We start from the raw sequence: 21,521 nt of genomic DNA on the forward strand, positions 1-21,521 counted from the left end.
GGCTTCTCGTTTATTTTACTAAATAATAAAGAAATGATAAAACGAAACTTTAATCAGTGAGAGTTTTACGGACGGTTATCTCTGATAAATGATGAAGGAGAGGTATTGTGACATGGAAAAAGAAGATGTATTTGCGAAGCCTGTTCAGTTCTTTTAGATAATCTTTTGGTTGAGATAAGGCAAATTACAGCTTGTTGCATAATTATCAAGCGAAGGAAGCAGATAAACAGACGATAGAAAAGCAGGAATTAACAGTCTTCAAAAATGATATGGAGAAAAAAATAACAGAGCTTTTGAAATAATAGAAGCTGTTTCATATAAATAAAGGAAAGCGCTGTCACTTGTGGGATTCCCTAATTCGTTTTATTCTAAAATATATAATAGCAATAATCAGTTTCAGGAGGAGGAATATATAGATGATTGAGCAATATCCAGTGTTAAAAGACGCAGAGCCATTTTACTTTGAAGGAAATCGTACAGGGGTACTTGTATCTCATGGTTTTACGGGCACAACGCAAAGTATGTATCCAATTGGAAAAGCTTTTGCAGATGCAGGCTATACTGTTTATGGTCCGAGGTTAAAAGGTCATGGAACGGCTCCGGAAGATATGGAAAAATGCACATATCAGGACTGGATAGAATCTATTGAAGAAGCGTATTCCTGGCTTGAAGAAAGATGCGATACGATTTTCATGTGCGGATTATCCATGGGAGGGACATTGACGCTTTATTCAGCAGCGAAGTATCCGCTGGCAGGAATCATTTTAATCAACGCAGCTGTAGATGTTCCTGCGATGAATGCAGACCAAGAAGTACGCTTTATTGATGCGATTGGGTCAGATATAAAAAAAACAGGTGTAGCGGAGTTAGCTTATGATAGGACACCGGTAAAATCAATTGGGGAAATAAAGCAATTAATGAAAGAAACAAAAGCAAATTTAGGAAAAGTAACCTGTCCGGCACTTATTTTTGTTTCTGAGGAAGACCATGTTGTTCCGCCGGATAATTCCCAAATAATATTGGACAGAATAGCTTCAGAGCAAAAAGAAATCATCACAATGAAGGAAAGCTATCATGTAGCAACATTGGATAATGACCAGGGAATAATTATCGAAAAATCTCTGAATGCATTAAAATCATGGTGGGAGACAGATAAAAGCAGATAACTTATTGGCTTTTGATCATAGCTGCTGAATAAGCATGAGGTCCATATGGATTGTCTGTTTCATGAACCATTTTAAGGGATGACGCCAGATAGAGTCATCCCTGGTTGTCACCTTAAAAACAAATGCTCCTGCATTCGTATTTTAAGATGACTGTGTTTGATTCTGCCCTCCACTATTACCCTGATTCATTGCCTGACCACCGCCAGAAAGCATATCCTGGAATGGCTTTGCAATATCCTGCATGGTGGAGCTATTCATGGAATTGGAAAGCTTTTGTGACATGTTTTGGAATGATCCATTTTGCATACCCATGCTTATACCATAGGCTGCCGCACCCGCTAATCCTGCAGCAATTAGTGACGTAGTCATTCCTTTTTTATTATTCATCATTAATTATCATCCCTATCCATTTAGAATATGAATCAACAACGATACTTAGTATGGAACTAAAATTGAAAAATATACGGCGGTTTTGTGATTGTTATGGATATTTTTCTGTGGGGTTGTTTTCATCAAATGGTGGAAGAGAGAAGCGGGTTCGACTTATAAGGGAGACTGCTTTTTCTGGCAAATAGAGGAGCAGTGAAAATAAACGAATATATGCTGGATTTTATCACATGACTATGCTAATATAATAACAGAACATACATTCTTGTTAAGTCATCAAATTCGCACTATGAAAGGACTTGATACGATTGGAGATTCAAAATCCACATGACAAATTCTTCAAAGCAACATTTGCTAATGTGGAGGTAGTGAAGGATTTTATTACGCACTTTCTCCCCTCTTCCATTCGCAAAATCATTGATGTAACATCGATTCAACCCCAGAAAGACAGCTTCATCGATCATGATCTTCAAGAATATTTCTCCGATTTACTATTCCAGACGAAAATTCATAACAAACTAGCCTATATATACCTCCTTTTCGAGCATAAAAGCTATCATGATTACTATACTTCTCTGCAGTTACTGCGATATATGGTTGAAATTTGGGAAACCAGACGGGATAATGACAAAGAAGATATGTTACCCATTATCATGCCAGTTGTCCTGTACCATGGTAAAGAGACCTGGCATGCAGGTACTTCATTCTGTAATCTCCTCGAAGGGTACAAGGATTTCCCGCCAGAAATACAGAAATATGTGCCTGATTATGAATTCTTTCTATACGATGTATCCGATTATGAGGATAAAGAAGTACAATTGAATGTGTTCCTGCGAATCGTTCTAATGGTATTTCGGGACATCCGTAAAAACGATATCCAAGTGGTTCTGGACACTGTTTACCAATCCATCGAGTATCTGCAGCAGGTACAGGACCAGAAAACAGCAACACAGTTCCTTGAAACACTGTTTTATTATGTATTCCGTGTCAATCGCCGTCTTACAAAAAAACATTATTATGATATAATTAACCATGCAGGAAATACTTATAAAGAAGGGAGCGAACTGGCGATGACTTTAGCAGAAATTTTTCGGAATGAAGGCATGGAGGAAGGTCTAAAAAAAGGCAAAGCTGAGGGGAAAGCAGCATTAGCTAATACTGCAATTCGATTAATCACAAAGTTTGTAGCTCCACTTTCAGAAGATATAAAGAAAAAGATACACAAACAGGAAATAAGTACGTTAGAAACAATGATGGAGCATATAGATGAATTGGAGACAATTGAAGACGTCAAACAATACTTGAAATAGAAAAAACACGGGGGGCCTAATTTCCTGTGTTTAAGGAAATTCGAGTATTTTTTAATGAGATAATAGCTGGTAAAAAGAAAAAATGACTTGATTAACTTCGATGTGGAGCCGAAATGAATCAAGCCATTTAGCTGTATACTTAAAATGTTAGCATTTTAAAGTGAGTATCATGTATATATTACAGTACTTTTCAGGCAATTATACAAAAGGTTTCACCAATTTCCCTTCACTGCCAACCATTTTTATCTTAGAAACCACCATTTCAATCGCCGCATCTTTAGCTTTTTGTAAATATTGTCTTGGATCTAATTGGTCAGGATACTCCTTGAAATGATCGGCAATTGCCTGTGAATAAGCATTTTTTAACTCTGTAGAAACATTTACTTTCGCCATTCCAAGCGAGACACATTTACGAACGTCCTTATCAGGTACAGCGGACCCGCCATGTAATACAAGCGGAACATCGACAAGCCCGGCAATTTTTTGAATGCGATCGAAATCAATGTCTGGGTCACCTTTATAGATTCCATGCGCTGTACCGATAGCCGGAGCGAGTGTAGGTACCCCTGTTTGTTCTACGAAAGCAACGCATTCCTCAGGTATTGCTTTCTGAGCATCTTTCTCGTCTACAACGATATCATCTTCTACACCGCCTACTTTTCCAAGCTCTGCTTCTATGTTAACCCCCAATGAGTTTGCTAAATCAACAACTTCTTTCGTTCTTGCTATGTTTTCTTCAAATGGATGCATAGAAGCATCAATCATAACAGAAGTATAGCCTGCGCGGACACATTGTTTGATCAGCTCATAATCTGTGCAATGATCAAGATGTAGGCCGATTGGCACTTCATAATAATCAGATGCTGCATTTGCAACTTCCACAATATTTTTTGCGCCTAATGATTTCACCGTTCCCATCGTTGTTTGCAAAATAACAGGTGAATGTAACCGGGCTGCTCCTTCCACCACCCAAAAGATACTGTCAAAAGAATGGACGTTAAATGCGACAATACCATAACCGTCTTTTTTGGCTTGATTTAGCATTGGTGTCGTAGAGTATAAAGTCATTGAAATCTCTCCTTATTATTTTTATAGTTCTTCCAATGTAATCTGTTCTTTTATTTCATTTACATCGTTCATATCAATATGCGGGTACCAATATAAGCAGTTCGAAGCAGCAAAACTGCTTGCCTCAATTAAAGCGGTTTTGATTTCTTTATTCGATTGAAGCGCTTCTAACAATTTTCCAAGAAAAATATCTCCGGAAGCTGTTGCATTTTTTGCTGTTATTTTTGGCAAGGTAATGCGATAGCATTTTCCGTGAATTTTTGCAATGGAACCATCACCACCTAAGGTAATAATGATATTTTTCAGCGTTGTATCATTCTTTAAAAGGGTAATGATTCCTTCTGTTGTATCTGCTGTTTTATCTTTTAACTCTAAATATTCGGATTCATTTACTTTTAATAACCATGGATTCGCTTCGATACTTTTGGATAAAGTTTCGCCGCTGCTGTCTATCACGCATTTTGCTCCTTTTGCCTGTAAAGAAATAATTAAATCACGGTAGAAATTTGGTTCCCGGGAGCAGGGAGCAATGGCTGAATATGTTGCTGTAAATGCCAAAAATATTCTGCCTTTACCGGATGAGATTACAGATCAGGAAGCAGCATTGATTGAGCCATTAACCGTTGCTATCCATGGGATTGAAAAAGTTGATATCCACGCTGGAGCAAGGGTGGTTGTTTTTGGAGTAGGAACAATTGGGATGATGTCACTGCTTGCATTGCGGGCAAAAGGAGCAGGAGAAATCACAGTTATTGATATCGACAATACGAAGCTGGAAATGGCGAAAGAATTAGGTGCGGCAGTAACTGTGAATTCATTGTCTGTTGATTTGGATGATTACTTTAAACAAAATCAAAGACCGGAAATCGTGGTAGAAACAGCTGGTGTTCCACAGACACAGATTCAGTCACTGAGTGTAGTGGAGAAGCTTGGTCAAGTAGTATATGTTGGCACAGCAAAGAAAGAGATTACTTTTCCAGCAGATGTGTTTGAAAGAATTCTAAGAGCAGAATTAAAAGTATACGGTTCCTGGATGTCCTATTCCGCTCCATTTCCGGGGTTTGAATGGACTGCGGCTTTGCAATATATGAAGGATGGGAAAATTGATGTAAAGCCATTAATTCATGAAGTAAATCCATTAGAAGTCAAAGAAGAACCTTTTCAAAAAATGATTGATCCGGATAATCATTCGATTAAATTTTTATATGATGTAAGACAGTAGTGATAAGAGAAACCTTGAAGGGAGCAGTTTAGTTACGACCTTCCGGGTTTTTTGTTGTACTTTGACCGGAATGTATTGTTGTATAAGAAAGCTAAGTTCAATTTCAAAATTCATCAATTGCGATAGTAAAATGTTCTTGATATATTATAAAAAAGGAGTTGAATCAAAATGGCAGTTAAAATGCGAAATGCTCCAACAGCTAAAGGCGAAGACACAAAAAGATTTATTGAGAAAACCATCAGGAATAAAGCAAAAAAATTAGCAGAAGCTGATAAAAATAAAAAATGTAAATAAAGAGAATACAACCATGAACCTTCCTATTGCACAGTAAATCCACATAGGTTCTTTTAATTGAATTATTTAATCCAATGTAAAAAAACGGACTGTGCTTCATCAGCCCGTTTTTATTTTAGTAAATCCATCACTTATTCAATGCATCAATAAATCTTTCAAACGCAGCTTTTTCTTTAAATACCCCGGCATCTTCCAGCACTCGCTTGAATTTCAAGCCGAGTTCTTGCTGCAATACACCCTCTGCCTGCTCTTCACTGGAAATATTTCCATATTTATTTTTTATATGATTCGTCCATTCCTGATGATAGTCAGCGATATTACTCGGCTTTCCGCATAAATCCTTTCTGATCTCATGCAATTCATCCTTTAATCTTGCTGGCAGAACAGCAAGACCCATTACTTCGATCAGCCCGATATTTTCTTTTTTGATATGATGAACATCTGCATGAGGATGGAAAATCCCTAGCGGATATTCACTGGATGTGCGGTTGTTGCGTAATACCAGGTCCAGTTCATAGCTGCCTTCACGCATTCTGGCAATCGGTGTAATGGTATTATGCGGTGTAGCGCCAGAAAATGCTTGTACCTCTGCTTGTTCATCAGAATAGCCTTTCCATGTTTGCAAAATATGATCAGCAGCATCAAGTAGGGATTGTTTATCCTCACTCTGCAATCGAATCACTGATAAAGGCCATTTTAAAACGGCAGCTGAGACATTATCGAAGTCTCGAATAGAAAGTGAAAAAGCATTCTCTGCCTTGGTCATCGCAAATTCATAATTTCCAGCCTGATAATGATCATGACTTAAAATAGAGCCGCCGACAATTGGTAAATCCGCATTGGAACCAATAAAATAATGTGGAAACTTTTCAGTAAATGTAACCAGACGTTCAAAGGCTTGCTTATCAATTTTCATATCACGATGTACCTCTGCAAGTAAAATACTATGCTCGTTGTAATAAACATAGGGTGAATACTGAAAATACCAGGTTTCATTTACTAAAGGAACTTTGATTACACGGTGATTTGCTCTTGCCGGGTAACCAGTTCGTCCTGCATATCCCTCATTTTCAACACATAAGAGACATTTAGGGTAGGAAATCGTCTGCTTGAGCGCTCTTTCCCTTTTGATTTGCTCCGGATCTTTTTCAGGCTTAGACAGATTAATGGTAATATCGAGGTTACCGTAGTTTGTTTCTGCTTGAAAATGAATATTTTTACTGATGCGATTCATTTGGATATAATTATTATTTTGGCTTAAGGCATAGAAATAATCGGTCGCTGCTTTTGGTGATTCGGCATATTTTTCATTAAAAATAGCATTCACAACAGAGGGGCGGGCAACAAAGCAATTCATTACATTAGCTGCTAGTATTTCTTTCGCATCAAAAACATTCTCAATAATGTGATTTTCTACCGCATAATCCACTATTTTATCCACTAGATTAGGGATGGAATCTATTGTCGGCTCCAATGTCTGTTCTGGAAAGTCCTCTATTCTTAATAAAGCCATAACTTGATTTCGCGCATAAATTTGATCGGATGCTTCGATTAAATTTTTCTCCATTGCTTTGTCGATTAACCCCTGGATGTCATGATAAATCATTTTAAAACACCTCCTGAATAACCGTTTGGATTGTTGGAGTGCCAATTCCATGCGTCCGCTATAATTTTCTCAATCGAGGTGCGGGAAGGCTGCCAGCGCAATATTTCTTTTGCTTTTTCAGAACTGGCAATAAGAATACTCGGATCTCCGGCACGCCGGCTGCTGATTTGAGAAGGAATTGCTTTTCCGGTCACTTTACGGGCTGCTTCGATCATTTCCTTCACAGAAAACCCTTGATTACTTCCTAGATTGAAAATATCGCTTTGTCCATTTTCTTTTAAATAGTCTAATGCCAGAAGGTGAGCCTGGATGAGATCCTCCACATGAATATAATCTCGTATGCAGGTACCATCCGGTGTATCATAGTCGTCTCCAAATATAGTGATTACTTCGCGTTGGTCGAGAGCTGTCTCTAAAATAATTGGTATCAGGTGCGTCTCTGGAGAGTGATCTTCGCCAATTTCAGCTGATTCTCTTGCTCCGGCGACATTAAAATAGCGTAAGGAAACATAACGGATACCATGTGCGTATTCCGTCCACTTCATTAACTTTTCCATCGTCAGTTTAGTTTCTCCATAGGCATTAGTCGGATTTACCTCTAATTTTTCCGTGATCGGAATGGTTTCCGGTTCTCCATACGTCGCTGCCGTAGAAGAAAATACGATTTTATTTACTTCAAATTCTACCATGACCTTGAGTAACACCTGTGTGCCATAAACGTTGTTATCAAAGTATTTAAGCGGATTTTCCATCGATTCTCCAACAAGTGAATTTGCCGCAAAATGAACCACTGCATCAATCGATTCATTTGCAAAAACGTTTCGTAAAAAGTCAATATGCTGGATATCCCCCTGGTAGAAAGAAGCATCAGGGTGAATTGCTTCTCTATGACCTGTTTCCAAATTATCAACAACGACGACATGCTCTCCGCAGTCAATTAATTGATATACTGCATGGGAGCCTATATAACCCGCTCCACCTAACACTAAAATGCTCATTTGATAGCTCCCTCCGTTATTTCTTTTGCACCATCAGCAATTGAAGCAGTATAAAATGTTGGTTCATAGCCAATGTTATCTTGGTATTTCTTCTTTAGATTTTTCTTAAAAGCAGTTACTGCATCCTGATGGACAATCGCTATTGCACATCCCCCAAACCCGGCGCCAGTCATGCGTGCACCAAGGACACCCTCCTGTTGCCAGGCTGTTTCTGCAATGGTATCTAATTCAATCCCGGTGACTTCATAATCAGACTGAAGGGAAAGGTGAGATGCATTCATTAATTGACCAAAAGCCTTTAAATCATTATTACGCAGTTCTTCCAGTGCTTCTAATGTCCGTGCATTTTCGTATACAACATGTTTTGCGCGTTTTTGGTTTGTTGGATCTGTAATAAGATGCTTCCATTTTTCAAATTGTTCTATCGATAATTCACCAAGACTATGAATGGAGAGCTCCTTTTGAAAGTCTGCGAGCGCCTGTTGGCATTGCTGGAAACGTTCATTATATTTCGATGTTGTTAATGAACGCTGTTTATTCGTATTAATAATGACAATCTCGTAATCTTGCAATTCAAGCGGTGCATAGTCATATACAAGTGTTTGGCAGTTCAATAGAATAGCATGGTTTTCTTTCCCCATCCCCACAGCAAACTGGTCCATTATCCCGCTGTTTAGACCCATGTACTTATTTTCTACTTTTTGACCAATTTGAATCAATTGAAGACGGTCTATTTTTAAATCAAAGATACCCTCCAATAAAACACCAGTTACTAATTCTAAGGAAGCGGATGAAGAAAGACCTGCACCGTTCGGGATATTACCATAAAATAAAATATCTGCTCCGAATCCAATAGGGTAGCCCTCCTGCTCGATATATTGAATCATTCCCTTTGGGTAGTTTGCCCAGCCATGCACCGTTTGATAAGACAGGTTATTCAGATCACATTCTACTATTCCGCTCTCAGGAGCGTTTAAAGAGTAGAAACGGAATGTTCGATCACTTCTTTTTCGCCCGAGTGCGTATGTTCCAAATGAGATAGAAGCGGGGAAGACATAACCGCCGTTATAATCCGTGTGTTCACCGATAAGGTTAATCCGTCCGGGAGCGAAAAAGTACTGAGGTGAAGCTGTCGTATGAAAGATGCTTTGAAATTCCTGTGTTAAATTTGTCATAAGTACCTCCTGATTTCAATTAAATGATTAAATGCATTCATGAAATGTCACTTTCTGTTTATCCAGCAATTTCCTTCCCTAAAAAATATTTTATAAAGAGGGGAAAGCAGGTGATGTATTCAAATTATAATGAAATGTAAACAAATGTTTGTCCTGAAGAAAGCTTCTTACGATACAAATTTACCGTAAGAAGCTCTGCTTATTCTTTTACAGATCCCGCAGCAAGCCCTTGTACAAAGTGTTTTTGCAGAAGGAGGAATAGGATTGCCATTGGTAATGTGGCAATAATTGCAGCAGCTGCAACTAAGTTTAAATTATTTGCATTTTCTCCAAAGAACCTTGATAAAGCAACTGTCATGGTTTGTACGGATTCATCTTGAAGGAAGAAAATCGCAAATTGATAGTCATTCCAAATATATACACAAGCAATAATTAAAATCGAAGCAGTAATCGGCTTTAATAACGGAAACACAATTTGAAAGAAAATCCGAAGTGTTCCTGCTCCATCAATTCTCGCCGCTTCCTCTAATGACTTTGGAATGGTAGATCGGATAAATCCGGCATATAAAAAGATGGTTAAGGGCAGATAAGAAGCAACATTATTAAATATCGCAACCTGATACGTATTCATTAAGCCCATGTTTACCACTAATTGATATAATGGCACCAGCGCAGCCAGAGGTGGTACGACCATAATAGCGATAAAGAACATATACATAAACCGATTCAGCTTTGTTTGCCTGCGTGCCAATGGATAAGCAGCTAAAGAACCGATAATAATAAGTAATGCTGCCGCAAAAAACGTGATTATGCCTGTATTTAACAGAGCATTACCTAAATTTGCCGCTTCCCAGGCTTCGCTAAAGTTGGCCCAGCTAATCTCTAATGGGAAAACCCATTTAGAACTAAAATCACTCTTTGTTTTCAATGCAGTTGTAATCAAAACATAAAAAGGAAGAAAATGAAGCACTGTAATCAATAAAGCGAATGTGGACAATGCTATCTTTTTTCTGCTTGATGTATAATCCATTATGCTTCAACCTCCTTACGACGGAAATAGATTAATGCGGATAAACTCAGGATGAGAATAATGATCATCATTAATACACCCTGGGTAGCGGCATAGCCTGCATCTTCTCTTGCAAAATATAAATCGTACATAAAAGTAGACATAGATTGAGAGGAATTACCAGGTCCACCGCCAGTTAATGAAATGATGACGTCAAATAGTTTTAAACCACCGATAATATTAATCACCATATTAATGGTGATAGACGGCATCAATAATGGAAATGTAATATTTTTAAACTTCTGGAATGAAGAAGCTCCATCAATTTCTGCTGCTTCATAAAAATCTCTTGATACACTTTGCAGCCCAGCCAGGTAAATAATCATTGCAATACCTACGAATTGGAAAGTGTTAACGAAAACAATAATCCATATGTTTATGTCAATATTTCCTAACACATTGATTCTTTCCAAGCCCAATGCGATCAGAACATCGTTTAAAGCCCCACCTTGATAGGAGAAGAAGAAATACCATATATAACCCATAATTAAAGGGCTGATAATAACTGGTAAATAAACAATGGTTCGTGTCAGAGCTTTAAAATGAATGCTTTGATTTAATAATAGAGCGTAGGCAAGTCCAAGAATATTTTGGAAAATGGTACTGCCAATGCCATATATTAATGTATTACGGACAACCGTCCATGTATCCGGATCTGTGAACATTCTTATATATTGTCTGAATCCGATATAATCAAAGGTTTGTGAAAACCCGTTCCAGTTTGTAAATGAAATACGAATCCCGTTTAAAAATGGATATACAATAAAAAAGACAACAAACAGGAGGGCTGGTAAATACATCCACCAAAGGGATGAATTTTGTTTCGTTTTTCCTATTTTCTTCGTGCTTACCGCCATTTATATTCAACTCCTATAGAAACGAAATTTTAATTTACTCAAATCCTGCCTGTTCTAATAAACGTAAATATTCATTTTTCATTTTTTGAGAAACGCCTTCAGGAGAAAGGGCGCCGGATAATAATTCTTGTCCACTCATTCCCATCGGTTTCCACATGCCATTCGGTAAATAAATGCGGTCAAAATAGGGCTCTACCATAATGTCATCGTATTGATCATAGTAATCCTGATAGTAGATATCAGCAGTTGCATTAGTAAGTCCTGCTGCTAAAGAAGTTCCCTCAGCAACAGCTTTTACATTCTCGGGTCTCGCCAAAAATTCAATAAACTTTTTTGCTTCCTCGGGGTGCGCTGTATCCTTCCATATTGCAACGGTATGTCGTTCGCCGCCAATCCAGCTTGGGTCATCTCCTTCATGAATAGCCGGTACAGGCATGATACCGAGTTCAATATCAGGATTTAATTCTTGAATAACGTGAATAGGAACTGTTTGCATGACAAAAGCAATCTTTCCTTGTGCGAGTAATTGATTTTTTTCATATGGTCTGGCTGTCAATACATCTACATTTAATAATTCTTTTTCATGCATTTCTAATAATTTTTCTGAAAGATAATCATAAGGCTCCCAATCAAAACTGCCGTCTAATAATTCTTCGCTGTAATCATGGTCAGAAGCTGTGATGAGCAGTGGACTGGCAAATTGATCATAGTACTGGCCAAAAGCACCTTCATTGGACCCCTCAAACCAGAGTGGTGCAATTTCTCCTTCACTTTTTTTCTTTACCATTTTTAAAGCTTCCATAAATTCGTCGAACGTTTCCGGTACTTCAATATTGTAATTATCAAGAATTTCTTTATTATAGGTTAATCCATCCATTGCTTGGTTTAATGGATATGCATAAACTTTGCCGTCTTCATCGATAAAGCTTTGTTCCAACGTCGGATCGAGATGTTCTACCCAGTCCATATCTCGTAAATCCATCGTATATTCGCCATATCTGTTTTGGGCCCAGCCGTGTGTATCAAATAAATCCGGCAAGTCATTCGCTGCCATTCGAATACGAAGCTGACTTTCATAGTCCTGTCCGGGCATGCTTAAATTAATATTGATGTCAGGATATTCTGCTTCAAAATCGTTGACAACACTTTGCATCGCTTCCTGCTCCGCTTCATTTGTCATAGTAGAGAAGAGCGTTAACGTTACTTGATTTCCTGGTTGTTCATTCTCCTCAGTGTCAGTTTTATTTTCAGCATCATCATTAGAACAGCCTGCCAGAATAAGGCTTGTCAGCATCAATAACAATAATGTTTTAAGACATAATCGCATAAGGATACTCCTTTTATCAGTAATTTGAAATCAGTACAGTTGCAAGGAGTACAAAATTTTCACTATAATAAATGAAATAGCGTACGGCTTGCTAACGGTATGCTATCGATAGACCTAGAGCTGTTCCGCCAAAAACGATTCTAGGTCTATTGTTTATTTGTAGATTAAGAAAAATACGTTTAAATAGAAAAACAGTTCTGCTGGATATATAGAAAGCTAGTTCTGAATACGCTGTTCTTTTGCTTTAGCACCACAGCTTTCCCGTTGAACAAAAGTAGTAGGGACAGTTACTTTCAAAGGAATGTCTCTTCCCTGTAATCGGTCAAGCAATAGTTTTACACTTGTTTTTCCCATCAGATCGGTTGGGACATGGATGGTTGATAGTGGGCAGCTGGCAAATTGAGCCATCTCCACATTGTCAAAGCTGACAATCGCGATATCTTCAGGGACTTTTATTCCTGCTTCCTGCAAAGCTCTCAATGCCCCTACTGCCATTGGATCACTCGCAATAAAACAGGCCTCCGGTAAACTTCCTTTATTGATTGCTTCTTCCATCAGACGGTAGCCATCAGACATCGTAAAATCTCCTACAAGCACATGTGAAGCATTATATTTACCTAATTCCTTCATCTTCTTTGTGAAAAATAAATAGCGTTCATCATCAATCACCCACTTTTCATTCGCTTTGATATGTTTACCCTGCTCCCCACCGATATAGCCGATATTGTTATAACCTAGAGATAATAGGTGATCCAATGCCAGCCAAGTTGATTTTTCGAAATCGATGACAATGGCATCAAAATAATTTTCATCAGGGGAATAGTCAACAAACACCAGCTGGTTAATTTTCTGATGAATTGTTTCTACAAGGATTTCATCTATTTTTCCAACAATAATAAGACCGTCCAAATGAACATTTAATTGATCCAAATCAAAATCACTGATGCGATAGACTGCATTAACTTCGATGTGGAGGCTCTTACATTGGCTTTCAATTCCGTGTCGAATTGATAGAAAGTAAGGATCGCTAAGCTCCTCTTCGAAAGACTGGCACATGAGTATGCCGAATTTATATGTTGGATTTGTTTTCTTCGGCTGTCTTTTTCTGCCTCGACCCGTTTGATAATTTAATTGATTGGCTACATTGATTATCCGCTGCCGAGTCTCGCTCGTTACAGATAATGATGTGTCATTGTTTAAAACTCTTGATACGGTAGCAATGGATACATTTGATTTGCTTGCGATTTCTTTAATCGTTGCCATAGCTGCTCCACCTTCTTTTACTAAAATATATTTTTATATAAAAGACTATCAGGTGAGTAAAACGCTTTCAATAATAGAGGGTATAAATAAAACGGAGAGCGTTACTTGCCTTCGAAAATATTAGAATGAAAAAGCAAATACGTCACGTCAGTTTACTCCAGAAAGCTTTTATGAAATCCTCTGCTTACTATTTGGTAAGCAGAGGAAACCGAATTTACTGATAGGCTGGCAGCCAATCCCCATGAGCTGCTATTAAATCATCACATAATGAAATAATGTCATCCATCGATAGTTCTGCTGATGTGTGCGGATCTAACATCGCTGCCTGATAGATTTTTTCTTTCTTACCTGTTAACGCAGCTTCCACCGTTAACAATTGTGTATTAATATTTGTTCGATTTAAGGCAGCCAGCTGTTCCGGTAAATCGCCTATATAAGTTGGGGATATCCCACTGGCGTCTACTAAACAAGGCACTTCAACGACTGCATTTTCCGGAAGGTTACTGATTAAACGTCCTGTATTTAATACATTTCCGCCAATTTTAAATGGCTTGTCTGTCTCCATTGCTTCAATAATATAGGAGCCATATTCATGAGAACGCTCATGTTTTAGATTTTGATCGTTAACTAAGTCGCCACGCATTTTTTTCCAATCGTCTATTTGCTTGATACAACGGCGTGGATATTCATCTAATGGAATATTAAATTGTTCAATTAACTCAGGGTATTGACTCTTAATAAAATATGGATGGTATTCGGCATTATGTTCAGAAGATTCTGTAATATAATAGCCGAATTTATCCATTAATTCAAACCGAACCATATCATCATGCTTTTCTTTCTGTTTCTCTTTAGCACGTTTTTTAATTTCAGGGTAGAGATCCTCTCCATGACGTGTGATTTCTAAAAGCCAGGCCATATGGTTGATGCCGGCAATTTTCCATTGTACATCATCTGTCGGCATTTCTAAAGATTCCAGCAGTTCACTGGCGCAAACCTGTACACTGTGACAAAGCCCGACGGTTTTAATTCCTTCTTTCAGCATAATATTCGTTAAAACAGCCATTGGATTCGTATAATTGAGGAACCAGGCGTCTGGACATACCTCCTTGATATCACGTGCGAACTCTTGCATGACCGGTATGGTTCTTAAGTTGCGGAAAATCCCTCCAATCCCCAATGTATCAGCAATGGTTTGACGCAATCCATATTTTTTCGGTATTTCAAAATCGGTGATCGTACCAGGATCATAGCCGCCTACTTGAATCGCATTAATAACATATTTTGCTCCGCGTAATGCTTCTTTGCGGTCGTGATATGCCTTAATTGAGACGGTAGAATGTAAATTTTTCTTCAGGTTATTTAACATCATCTCAGAATCCTGAAGCCGTTCCTGGTCTATATCAAATAAAGCAAATTCAAAATCCTGCAAAGCATCGACCGTCATGCAGTCACCTAATACATTCTTTGCGAAAACGGTACTTCCTGCACCTAAAAATGTAATTTTGGACATAATCCATTTCCTCCTAAATTAAAATAAATGACATGTAATCTTAAGGATGACTCCCTCCAATTCGTGTGAGATGTTCTTTTTTACCTAGTTAAAAATTTATTTTTACTAAAAAGGTAAAAGAAGAAGCGAGAATCTTTTTTTATTAATATAAAATTGCTAAAGCTTATGTACATGGTAATATATGATTTAAGCGTTTTCAATCGTAAAATTAATTAAAAAAGAGTAAAATATTGCTCTTTTTTAATCAGTAAATAATTGGTTAACGGGCATAATATCGGTATTTTGTCGGTAGTTACTAGGCGTTTCTCCTACTGTTTGCTTGAAAACTTTACTAAAATAATTGCTGGATGTATAACCTACTTCTTTAGCAATGTCATCGATACTTTTCTGTTCAAAGATTAATAGGTGAAGTGCCTTTTTAATTCTAATTTTTGTCAAGTAGCGGATCGGTGTTTCGTTGACGGACTTTGTAAATTGGCGTGTAAAATAATATTTTGACAACCCGGACACGCTGACAATTTCATCTAAGGTAATATCTTCATGATAATGATTATTGATGAAGTTTATTGCTTTTAAAATAGAGGGCGGAATCACTTTCGATTGGTGCTGGCTGTATTCCAGGTAGCCTAGAAATTCCATAAGGAAAGCATAGGCACAGGAGGATGCTTCGTAACCATGATTGATTCCGACCGTTTCTACCCTCTTTAATGTATTTAAGATGTAATTAATCGGCCCTGAATGAATCGGCAGGTTGAATAGGTGACCGTGTTTTTTTGTTATTTGCTGATATAACATAGTGGCTTCTATACCGGTTATGGTAAAGAAAATAAATTCCCATTCATCTGCAGCATCAGGGAGATAGTATCGATGATCACTAGGAACATTTATAAAGAAGGCATCTCCTTTTTTTAAATCATGGAGTGTACCACCAATAGAAATTACGCCATTCCCATTTAAAGTATATTGAAAGATAATAATATCCTTTTCCCCTCTTTCTAACCCGTGCCAGCTGTAATCAGCAGGGTTTTGATGATGCTCAAAACCGATAGCATGCAAGTCTGCTACTTTATCTTGATAAGCTCTTTGAAAACGAAATCCATATGAGTTGTGTTTAATATCTTTGTACAAGATAACGCCTCCCTAAATTTTTTTCTTCATTGTAACATGATTTGTTTATCACCCTCTTTGAAAACATATGGAAGAAATAAGAAGGACGACAGAAAAAAGTACATCGGAAATATTGGAAAGCATTTGGATATAAAGGGGTTCCAGAAGAGGGGAGCAACAAGCTATCATATAGATTTCCTTATCGAAAAATGATATACTATCAAAAATAATGATAAGGGTTTCATTTTATTTCCGGGAATAGATAGGGGATTGGCTCCTTCAGTTTTTCGGAATTTTAAATTAAATGGCTGTTCAAAAAGTCATCAAATGGGAAGCATCATCTCGACTTCAAGGTCCACTTTTGAACAAGCCCTTAAATGCAGAGATCAGAGATTGTACGAGAATGACCTGAGATTATGTGGGGGGATAAAATGCTTTCATCCAGACAAAAGAAAATTTTAGAACGATTAATTGAAGAAGAAGCATTTGTTTCCTTAGCTGACTTAAATAAAACGTATCAGCTTTCGCCACGCACGATTCGGCAGGATTTACTTGAAATTGAAACGTGGCTGATGAATATTGGTGCGGGGTTTAGTTTGGAGAGACACCGCAAGTATGGGGCGCGGTTAATTTTAGGGGAGAAGCAGAAGCAGGTGCTTCAAGAAGCGATGTACAAGCAGAAGGATTATTTAAGTGCCGTACAACGCCGGCTGGACATGCAAAAGCTTTTATTATTAAATCCATTTATTCATGTCGATGGGTTATGTGATGACTACCAAATTAGTATGAACACCCTGCAAAATGATTACAATCATTTAAAGACAGAGATGGAAGAGTATAAATTAAAGCTGTCCAGAGAAAATAAACAAATCTCTCTGGTCGGCAAAGAAAATAATAAACGAATGCTATTTTTAGATTTTTTGAAGGAACAGTGGACAGAGGAAGAAATTCTTGAACTTTATGCAATGCGAAAAATACCTGCTTCCATGAATGAAAATGATTTAGAAGATATGATCGCAGATGTCGATGTTAATGGTATTGTATCCTGGATTGAGCAGGTTGAGGAATTAACTGGTGTTGCGTTTATTGATGCGAGTAAATATGAATTATTTCTAAATTGTGCTGTACAATGGAAAAGGATTCAATCGGGACAATTTATTGCTAATTTTGATCAGGACGATGAATTGAAGATTTTTGAAAATGGGAAGTTTAAGCAGGCCAGGGAAGATTTTATGAAATTAATGGGGCTGGAAAATGCTCCTGACAGGCTCTCCAATGAATTAGCTTATATCTCGATGCACCTGCTTGGAGCAAGACGTTTAAGCGGTGAAGGAGATGATTGGCTGAAGTGTCAGGCATTATCCAGGGAGATTGTAGAGACTTTTGAGCAGGAGAACCGCTTTCGATTAAGCAATCGGGAGAATATTATTATTGGTCTTGCTACGCATTTGCAATCAGCAATCTATCGCATTAAATATCATATTCATATTGATAATCCATACTTTGAAAATTTGGAGCAGGAGTATCGAAAATATATTGAACAAGTAAAGGCATTTATTGAGGACAATCCGCATTGGGGGCTGTCCGGGCTTCATAGACATGAAATTGGTTTTATTGTAGTGCACTTATGTGCCGGAATGGAGCAGGAGCCGCTGCTTCCAAGTAAAAGAATTGCCATTGTCTGCAGCTCTGGACTGGGGACATCGAGGCTGCTGGAGAGAACCGTAAGAAGACTGTTCCCGCAAGTGTTTATTGCGGGGCAGTTTTCTGTAAAGGAGGCCTATGGGCTGACGGAAAATGATGCTGATTTAATCGTTACAACAGTTCCGTTTACCCAACAGCTGCAAGTAAATTATGTGAAGGTAAATCCGTTATTGTCGATAGCTGATCAACAAAACCTGGAGCGGATTATTGGCAGGGGCACCTATCAGGCAAATACAGAATTACCGATTGTGGATACGGTAATGACCATCTATCAATCTGTTAAAAAGCATACCATTGTGTTGAATGAAGGGGCATTGTTCAATGATTTATATCGTTATTTTAGCGGGAATCAAGGAGCAATGAGTTCGGAGGTTACCTTTTTAACCGCTCCTTCGTGTGTTCATTTGCGAAAAAAAGTTTCTGATTGGAGAGAAGCGTTATCGATTTTAAATCAATCTTTAGTAAAACAGGATGTTGTCGAGCATACATATGAAGCAGAAGTGGCACAGATAATCAGTGAGCAGGATCATCACTTTATTGTCGCACCGGGAATAGCTTTTCCACATTTAGACAGTCTCTCTATTAAGAAGACAGGGTTTGCTTTTATGACATTGGAAAAGCCGATTGCTTTTGGAAAAAATGAAGAGAAGGTATGGTGGATTATCTTACTTGCAGCGAAAGATAAAGTACAGCATGTGAAGGCTGTAGAGATGATGCTGGAAGTTGTAAATTCCGAGGAATTATTAAACAGGCTACGCCATGAACAAAATGTGGATGTGATATGGAACTGGATGTTGGAGTATGAGGAGGGTAGCAGATGAAAAAAGTATTAGTTGTTTGTTCGGGAGGTTTAGGGACAAGTCTTGTTTTAAAGCTTCAGGTGAAACAGTATTTTCAGGAATGGAAACTAGATGATGTGATTGTTGAACAATCCGATGTAAGTGCTGCCTCCTTCATGAAAGCAGATTTGATTATCGGGGCAAAGCAGGTTGTTCAGCATTTGCAGGTGAAGGATACAGAGATCCTTGGACTCTCCTTTATTGCAGACCGTGCGTTAGTAAAGGAAAGTCTGGAAAATGCAGATACCATTAGGCAGTGGCGGGAGAAGGTATGACTATCTTTGAAAGCTTTACAGGAGGATTTATAGGAGAGCCGGCAATTCTTCTTGGAGTTATTACATGTATTGGTTTATTACTGATGCGGGCGGAGCTATTCCGGGTTCTTAGTGGGACAGTTAAAGTAATGGTAGGTGTTACCTTATTACAAATTGGAGCTTCTGCGGTGAATGTTTCCCTTTCTAATTTAGCAGTTATGGTTCAGGACAGCTTTAATATGATTGGGATGATTCCGCATAATGAAGCGATAACGGCATTGGTGCAGATTAATTACGGCAGGGAAATTGCCATTACCATATCGATCGGGATGGTAGGGCATTTACTAATTGCACGTTTTACGAAATTAAAATATGTATTTTTATCAGGACACCAGGTCCTTTTTATGTCCGCTGTTATTGTTGCTGTTTTATACGCTTCTCATTACGGCTGGTGGGTTTATGGAATAGGCGGTATTGTGCTGGCACTTACAATGTCATTGATGCCGGCGCTGATTCAGCCGTTTATACAGCGTGTGACAGGTGATGCGTCCTTTGCTATCGGTCATTTTAATAGTATCGGTTATTTTTTGACAGCTATTTTAAGCACAAGCCTTTTTAAAAGAAAAGAAGAAAAAGCAAATTTCCCGAAATTTATTCGGAAACTGGAACCTTTTATGTACGACCATGTTTTGATTATTAGCATATTTTCATTTCTTCTTTTTTTTGTTGCCGCTATTTTCGCGCAAAGAGAAGCGGTTCAATATTTATTTAACGAACAGAACTTTATTATATTTGTCATTGTACAATCTCTGTGGTTTACAGCGGGAATGTACTGTATTCTGACCGGTGTCCGGATGATGATTGCGGAAATTCTGCCAGCTTTTGAAGGGGTATCAAACAGATGGATTAAAGGGTCTATTCCTGCATTAGATGCACCGGTATTGTTTAATTATGCGCCTTTAGCTGCAATGGTTGGATTTACGCTCAGCTTTTTAGGCGGGCTTGGTGTGATGTTTGGCATGGCTGCGGTGCAGTATACGATTATTATTCCGGGTGTTATTCCACATTTTTTCTCTGGCGGCGCTGCGGGGGTTATTGCTTATAAGCTACGAGGAATCAAGGCGTTAATTTGTATGAGTATTGTGCATGGGATGGTTATTACTGTTTTGCCGATTCCATTGTTAACTTATTTGCGTGACCTTGGGTATACGCGGACGACGTTTGGAGATACGGATTTGCAGCTGATTGGGATTTTGATTGGGTGGCTGATGCAATAAAAAAAGGGTTAGTAAAATTTTAAATAATATTAAGAATTCATAAAAAATATAGTATGGCGTAAAAACACCAGGTTTTTTGATTTGGTGTTTTTTATGTGCAGAAGCTAAATTTCTACCATTTAAAACGGAAATTATTTGGTGTGGAGCGTCTTATGAAATGATTATAGTCTTATAGTATAGAAATAATGTGAATGGAGAGTAAAATACATATTTGTCTTCAGAAGAGACAGTAATGGGAAAGGGGGTAAACATGAGCTATCGTGCCATTTTTTTAGATATTGATGGAACAATTATAAAACCGGATCACACATACGATGCTTCCACAAAAGAAGCGATAGAGCAAGCTAAAGCAGCTGGTATAGAAGTATTTTTATGTACAGGCAGACCTTTAATGGATATAAATAATTTGGCAAATGACTTTGGAATTTTCTCATCCATTACCTATCAGGGGTCCTATGCTATACATCAGAATGAAACCATTTTTAAAGAAACGATGCGGAAACAGGATATTGAGCAGATGGTTTCTATCTCCGGTCAAGGGGAAAGTGAGCTTGCTTTTTATACAACAGAAGCTAATTATTTTACTTCTTTAGAAGACCCGCATGTTATTTACTTTAGTAAAGTTTCTCAGATGAAGGAATTTAAGCTGTTTACAGAAGCAATTGCTGATCAGATTGTAGCTGCAACTGCGATTAATGTTTTTGATAGTAAAGAAGATTTTAAATCAATTGACGGCTATCACCTGTCTAAGGTTAATATCAAGCATACGACACAATCCTATGATCTGATTCGTACGTCTGTCAATAAAGGAGAAGCAGTTAAAAAAATGCTGGCATACCTTCACTTAACCCCTTCAGAAGCGATTGCTTTTGGAGATGGAATGAATGATAAGGAGATGCTGCAACTTGTCGGAGCTGGTGTTGCTATGGGGAATGCAGATTCGGAGCTTGTTCCTTACGCGGATTTTCAAACAACCACAGTTCAGGATGATGGCATTTTTAATGGATTAAAAAGACTTGGTATTGTTAATTAAAGCCTTTCTGTCGAGTAAAGAAGGCAAAAAATAAAAATGACCTATCAAATCG

General features: G+C 38.0%; 20 protein-coding genes. 8 read left to right on the forward strand and 12 right to left on the reverse strand.

The annotated features are described in order from the left end of the window. The first annotated feature begins 416 nt into the window (after nt 1-416). Nucleotides 417-1,166 carry an alpha/beta hydrolase gene (locus FLK20_RS06725; protein WP_152655772.1) on the forward strand — a complete coding sequence of 250 codons (750 nt, stop codon included), beginning with the start codon at nt 417-419 and terminating at the stop codon, nt 1,164-1,166. A gap of 141 nt (nt 1,167-1,307) precedes the next feature. Here FLK20_RS06725 and FLK20_RS06730 read toward each other — a convergent pair whose 3' ends face one another. Further along, nucleotides 1,308-1,556 (reverse strand): hypothetical protein, encoded by a 249-nt coding sequence (locus FLK20_RS06730; RefSeq protein ID WP_152655773.1) that lies wholly within the window; start codon nt 1,554-1,556, stop codon nt 1,308-1,310. A 305-nt stretch (nt 1,557-1,861) separates the two neighbouring features. Here FLK20_RS06730 and FLK20_RS06735 point away from each other — a divergent pair, with 305 nt between their 5' ends. Then, complete coding sequence (locus FLK20_RS06735; protein WP_227994875.1) at nt 1,862-2,863, forward strand: Rpn family recombination-promoting nuclease/putative transposase; 1,002 nt, start codon at nt 1,862-1,864, stop codon at nt 2,861-2,863. A gap of 198 nt (nt 2,864-3,061) precedes the next feature. On the opposite strand, the gene FLK20_RS06740 is transcribed toward FLK20_RS06735, so the two are convergent. Then, nucleotides 3,062-3,931, reverse strand: a complete 870-nt coding sequence (locus FLK20_RS06740) for a class II fructose-bisphosphate aldolase (RefSeq protein ID WP_152655774.1) — start codon at nt 3,929-3,931, stop codon at nt 3,062-3,064. Between the two features lie 21 nt (nt 3,932-3,952). Then, nucleotides 3,953-4,489, reverse strand: coding sequence for a PfkB family carbohydrate kinase (locus FLK20_RS06745; protein WP_194165553.1), 537 nt, complete (start codon nt 4,487-4,489; stop codon nt 3,953-3,955). Here FLK20_RS06745 and FLK20_RS06750 point away from each other — a divergent pair. After that, entirely contained in the window at nt 4,461-5,153 is a 693-nt protein-coding gene (locus tag FLK20_RS06750; RefSeq protein ID WP_152655776.1) for a zinc-binding dehydrogenase, read from the forward strand. The genes FLK20_RS06745 and FLK20_RS06750 overlap by 29 nt on opposite strands. 168 nt (nt 5,154-5,321) lie before the next feature. Continuing rightward, entirely contained in the window at nt 5,322-5,447 is a 126-nt protein-coding gene (locus FLK20_RS22105; protein ID WP_255473814.1) for a hypothetical protein, read from the forward strand. Between the two features lie 127 nt (nt 5,448-5,574). On the opposite strand, the gene galT is transcribed toward FLK20_RS22105, so the two are convergent. The 9 genes from galT to FLK20_RS06795 all read right to left on the reverse strand — a co-directional run bounded on the left by galT (nt 5,575) and on the right by FLK20_RS06795 (nt 16,383). After that, nucleotides 5,575-7,053 carry a UDP-glucose--hexose-1-phosphate uridylyltransferase gene (gene galT / locus FLK20_RS06755; protein ID WP_152655777.1) on the reverse strand — a complete coding sequence of 493 codons (1,479 nt, stop codon included), beginning with the start codon at nt 7,051-7,053 and terminating at the stop codon, nt 5,575-5,577. Continuing rightward, nucleotides 7,050-8,051: a UDP-glucose 4-epimerase GalE gene (gene galE, locus FLK20_RS06760; RefSeq protein ID WP_152655778.1), complete on the reverse strand. Its 1,002-nt coding sequence runs from the start codon at nt 8,049-8,051 to the stop codon at nt 7,050-7,052. Before galE ends, galT begins: the two co-directional genes overlap by 4 nt. Further along, nucleotides 8,048-9,226, reverse strand: coding sequence for a galactokinase (locus tag FLK20_RS06765; RefSeq protein ID WP_152655779.1), 1,179 nt, complete (start codon nt 9,224-9,226; stop codon nt 8,048-8,050). The genes galE and FLK20_RS06765 overlap by 4 nt, the downstream gene beginning before the upstream one ends. A 199-nt stretch (nt 9,227-9,425) precedes the next feature. Next, on the reverse strand, nt 9,426-10,256 hold the full coding sequence (locus tag FLK20_RS06770; protein ID WP_152655780.1) for a carbohydrate ABC transporter permease: 831 nt from the start codon (nt 10,254-10,256) through the stop codon (nt 9,426-9,428). Further along, nucleotides 10,256-11,152, reverse strand: a complete 897-nt coding sequence (locus tag FLK20_RS06775; RefSeq protein WP_152655781.1) for a carbohydrate ABC transporter permease — start codon at nt 11,150-11,152, stop codon at nt 10,256-10,258. Before FLK20_RS06775 ends, FLK20_RS06770 begins: the two co-directional genes overlap by 1 nt. Nucleotides 11,153-11,186: 34 nt before the next feature. Continuing rightward, nucleotides 11,187-12,479, reverse strand: a complete 1,293-nt coding sequence (locus FLK20_RS06780; protein ID WP_152655782.1) for an ABC transporter substrate-binding protein — start codon at nt 12,477-12,479, stop codon at nt 11,187-11,189. Nucleotides 12,480-12,695: 216 nt separating this feature from the next. Next, nucleotides 12,696-13,742 (reverse strand): LacI family DNA-binding transcriptional regulator, encoded by a 1,047-nt coding sequence (locus FLK20_RS06785; RefSeq protein ID WP_152655783.1) that lies wholly within the window; start codon nt 13,740-13,742, stop codon nt 12,696-12,698. 214 nt (nt 13,743-13,956) lie between these two features. Further along, nucleotides 13,957-15,255, reverse strand: coding sequence for an alpha-glucosidase/alpha-galactosidase (gene melA / locus FLK20_RS06790; RefSeq protein WP_152655784.1), 1,299 nt, complete (start codon nt 15,253-15,255; stop codon nt 13,957-13,959). A gap of 240 nt (nt 15,256-15,495) precedes the next feature. Continuing rightward, a complete protein-coding gene (locus FLK20_RS06795) occupies nt 15,496-16,383 on the reverse strand; it encodes an AraC family transcriptional regulator (protein ID WP_152655785.1) in 888 nt (295 codons plus the stop codon). Between the two features lie 410 nt (nt 16,384-16,793). Here FLK20_RS06795 and FLK20_RS06800 point away from each other — a divergent pair, with 410 nt between their 5' ends. From FLK20_RS06800 to FLK20_RS06815, 4 genes are all read left to right on the forward strand, one after another. Continuing rightward, nucleotides 16,794-18,887: a BglG family transcription antiterminator gene (locus FLK20_RS06800; protein ID WP_194165554.1), complete on the forward strand. Its 2,094-nt coding sequence runs from the start codon at nt 16,794-16,796 to the stop codon at nt 18,885-18,887. Beyond that, nucleotides 18,884-19,180: a PTS sugar transporter subunit IIB gene (locus FLK20_RS06805; protein WP_152655787.1), complete on the forward strand. Its 297-nt coding sequence runs from the start codon at nt 18,884-18,886 to the stop codon at nt 19,178-19,180. The genes FLK20_RS06800 and FLK20_RS06805 overlap by 4 nt, the downstream gene beginning before the upstream one ends. After that, nucleotides 19,177-20,436 (forward strand): PTS ascorbate transporter subunit IIC, encoded by a 1,260-nt coding sequence (locus FLK20_RS06810; RefSeq protein ID WP_152655788.1) that lies wholly within the window; start codon nt 19,177-19,179, stop codon nt 20,434-20,436. Before FLK20_RS06805 ends, FLK20_RS06810 begins: the two co-directional genes overlap by 4 nt. 250 nt (nt 20,437-20,686) lie before the next feature. After that, entirely contained in the window at nt 20,687-21,469 is a 783-nt protein-coding gene (locus tag FLK20_RS06815) for an HAD family hydrolase (RefSeq protein ID WP_194165555.1), read from the forward strand. The last annotated feature ends 52 nt before the right edge of the window (nt 21,470-21,521 follow it).

It is taken from the genome of Oceanobacillus sp. CFH 90083, assembly GCF_009389585.1.
Classification (GTDB): Bacteria; Bacillota; Bacilli; order Bacillales; family Amphibacillaceae; genus Oceanobacillus.

Bases quoted from the DNA above. Each gene is read 5' to 3' on its own strand.
- FLK20_RS06725 (WP_152655772.1), top strand. From the start codon at position 417: ATGATTGAGCAATATCCAGTGTTAAAAGACGCAGAGCCATTTTACTTT.
- FLK20_RS06730 (WP_152655773.1), bottom strand. From the start codon at position 1,556: ATGATGAATAATAAAAAAGGAATGACTACGTCACTAATTGCTGCAGGA.
- FLK20_RS06740 (WP_152655774.1), bottom strand. From the start codon at position 3,931: ATGACTTTATACTCTACGACACCAATGCTAAATCAAGCCAAAAAAGAC.
- FLK20_RS06750 (WP_152655776.1), top strand. From the start codon at position 4,461: ATGGCTGAATATGTTGCTGTAAATGCCAAAAATATTCTGCCTTTACCG.
- FLK20_RS22105 (WP_255473814.1), top strand. From the start codon at position 5,322: ATGGCAGTTAAAATGCGAAATGCTCCAACAGCTAAAGGCGAAGACACA.
- galT (WP_152655777.1), bottom strand. From the start codon at position 7,053: ATGATTTATCATGACATCCAGGGGTTAATCGACAAAGCAATGGAGAAA.
- galE (WP_152655778.1), bottom strand. From the start codon at position 8,051: ATGAGCATTTTAGTGTTAGGTGGAGCGGGTTATATAGGCTCCCATGCA.
- FLK20_RS06765 (WP_152655779.1), bottom strand. From the start codon at position 9,226: ATGACAAATTTAACACAGGAATTTCAAAGCATCTTTCATACGACAGCT.
- FLK20_RS06770 (WP_152655780.1), bottom strand. From the start codon at position 10,256: ATGGATTATACATCAAGCAGAAAAAAGATAGCATTGTCCACATTCGCT.
- FLK20_RS06775 (WP_152655781.1), bottom strand. From the start codon at position 11,152: ATGGCGGTAAGCACGAAGAAAATAGGAAAAACGAAACAAAATTCATCC.
- FLK20_RS06780 (WP_152655782.1), bottom strand. From the start codon at position 12,479: ATGCGATTATGTCTTAAAACATTATTGTTATTGATGCTGACAAGCCTT.
- FLK20_RS06785 (WP_152655783.1), bottom strand. From the start codon at position 13,742: ATGGCAACGATTAAAGAAATCGCAAGCAAATCAAATGTATCCATTGCT.
- melA (WP_152655784.1), bottom strand. From the start codon at position 15,255: ATGTCCAAAATTACATTTTTAGGTGCAGGAAGTACCGTTTTCGCAAAG.
- FLK20_RS06800 (WP_194165554.1), top strand. From the start codon at position 16,794: ATGCTTTCATCCAGACAAAAGAAAATTTTAGAACGATTAATTGAAGAA.
- FLK20_RS06805 (WP_152655787.1), top strand. From the start codon at position 18,884: ATGAAAAAAGTATTAGTTGTTTGTTCGGGAGGTTTAGGGACAAGTCTT.
- FLK20_RS06810 (WP_152655788.1), top strand. From the start codon at position 19,177: ATGACTATCTTTGAAAGCTTTACAGGAGGATTTATAGGAGAGCCGGCA.
- FLK20_RS06815 (WP_194165555.1), top strand. From the start codon at position 20,687: ATGAGCTATCGTGCCATTTTTTTAGATATTGATGGAACAATTATAAAA.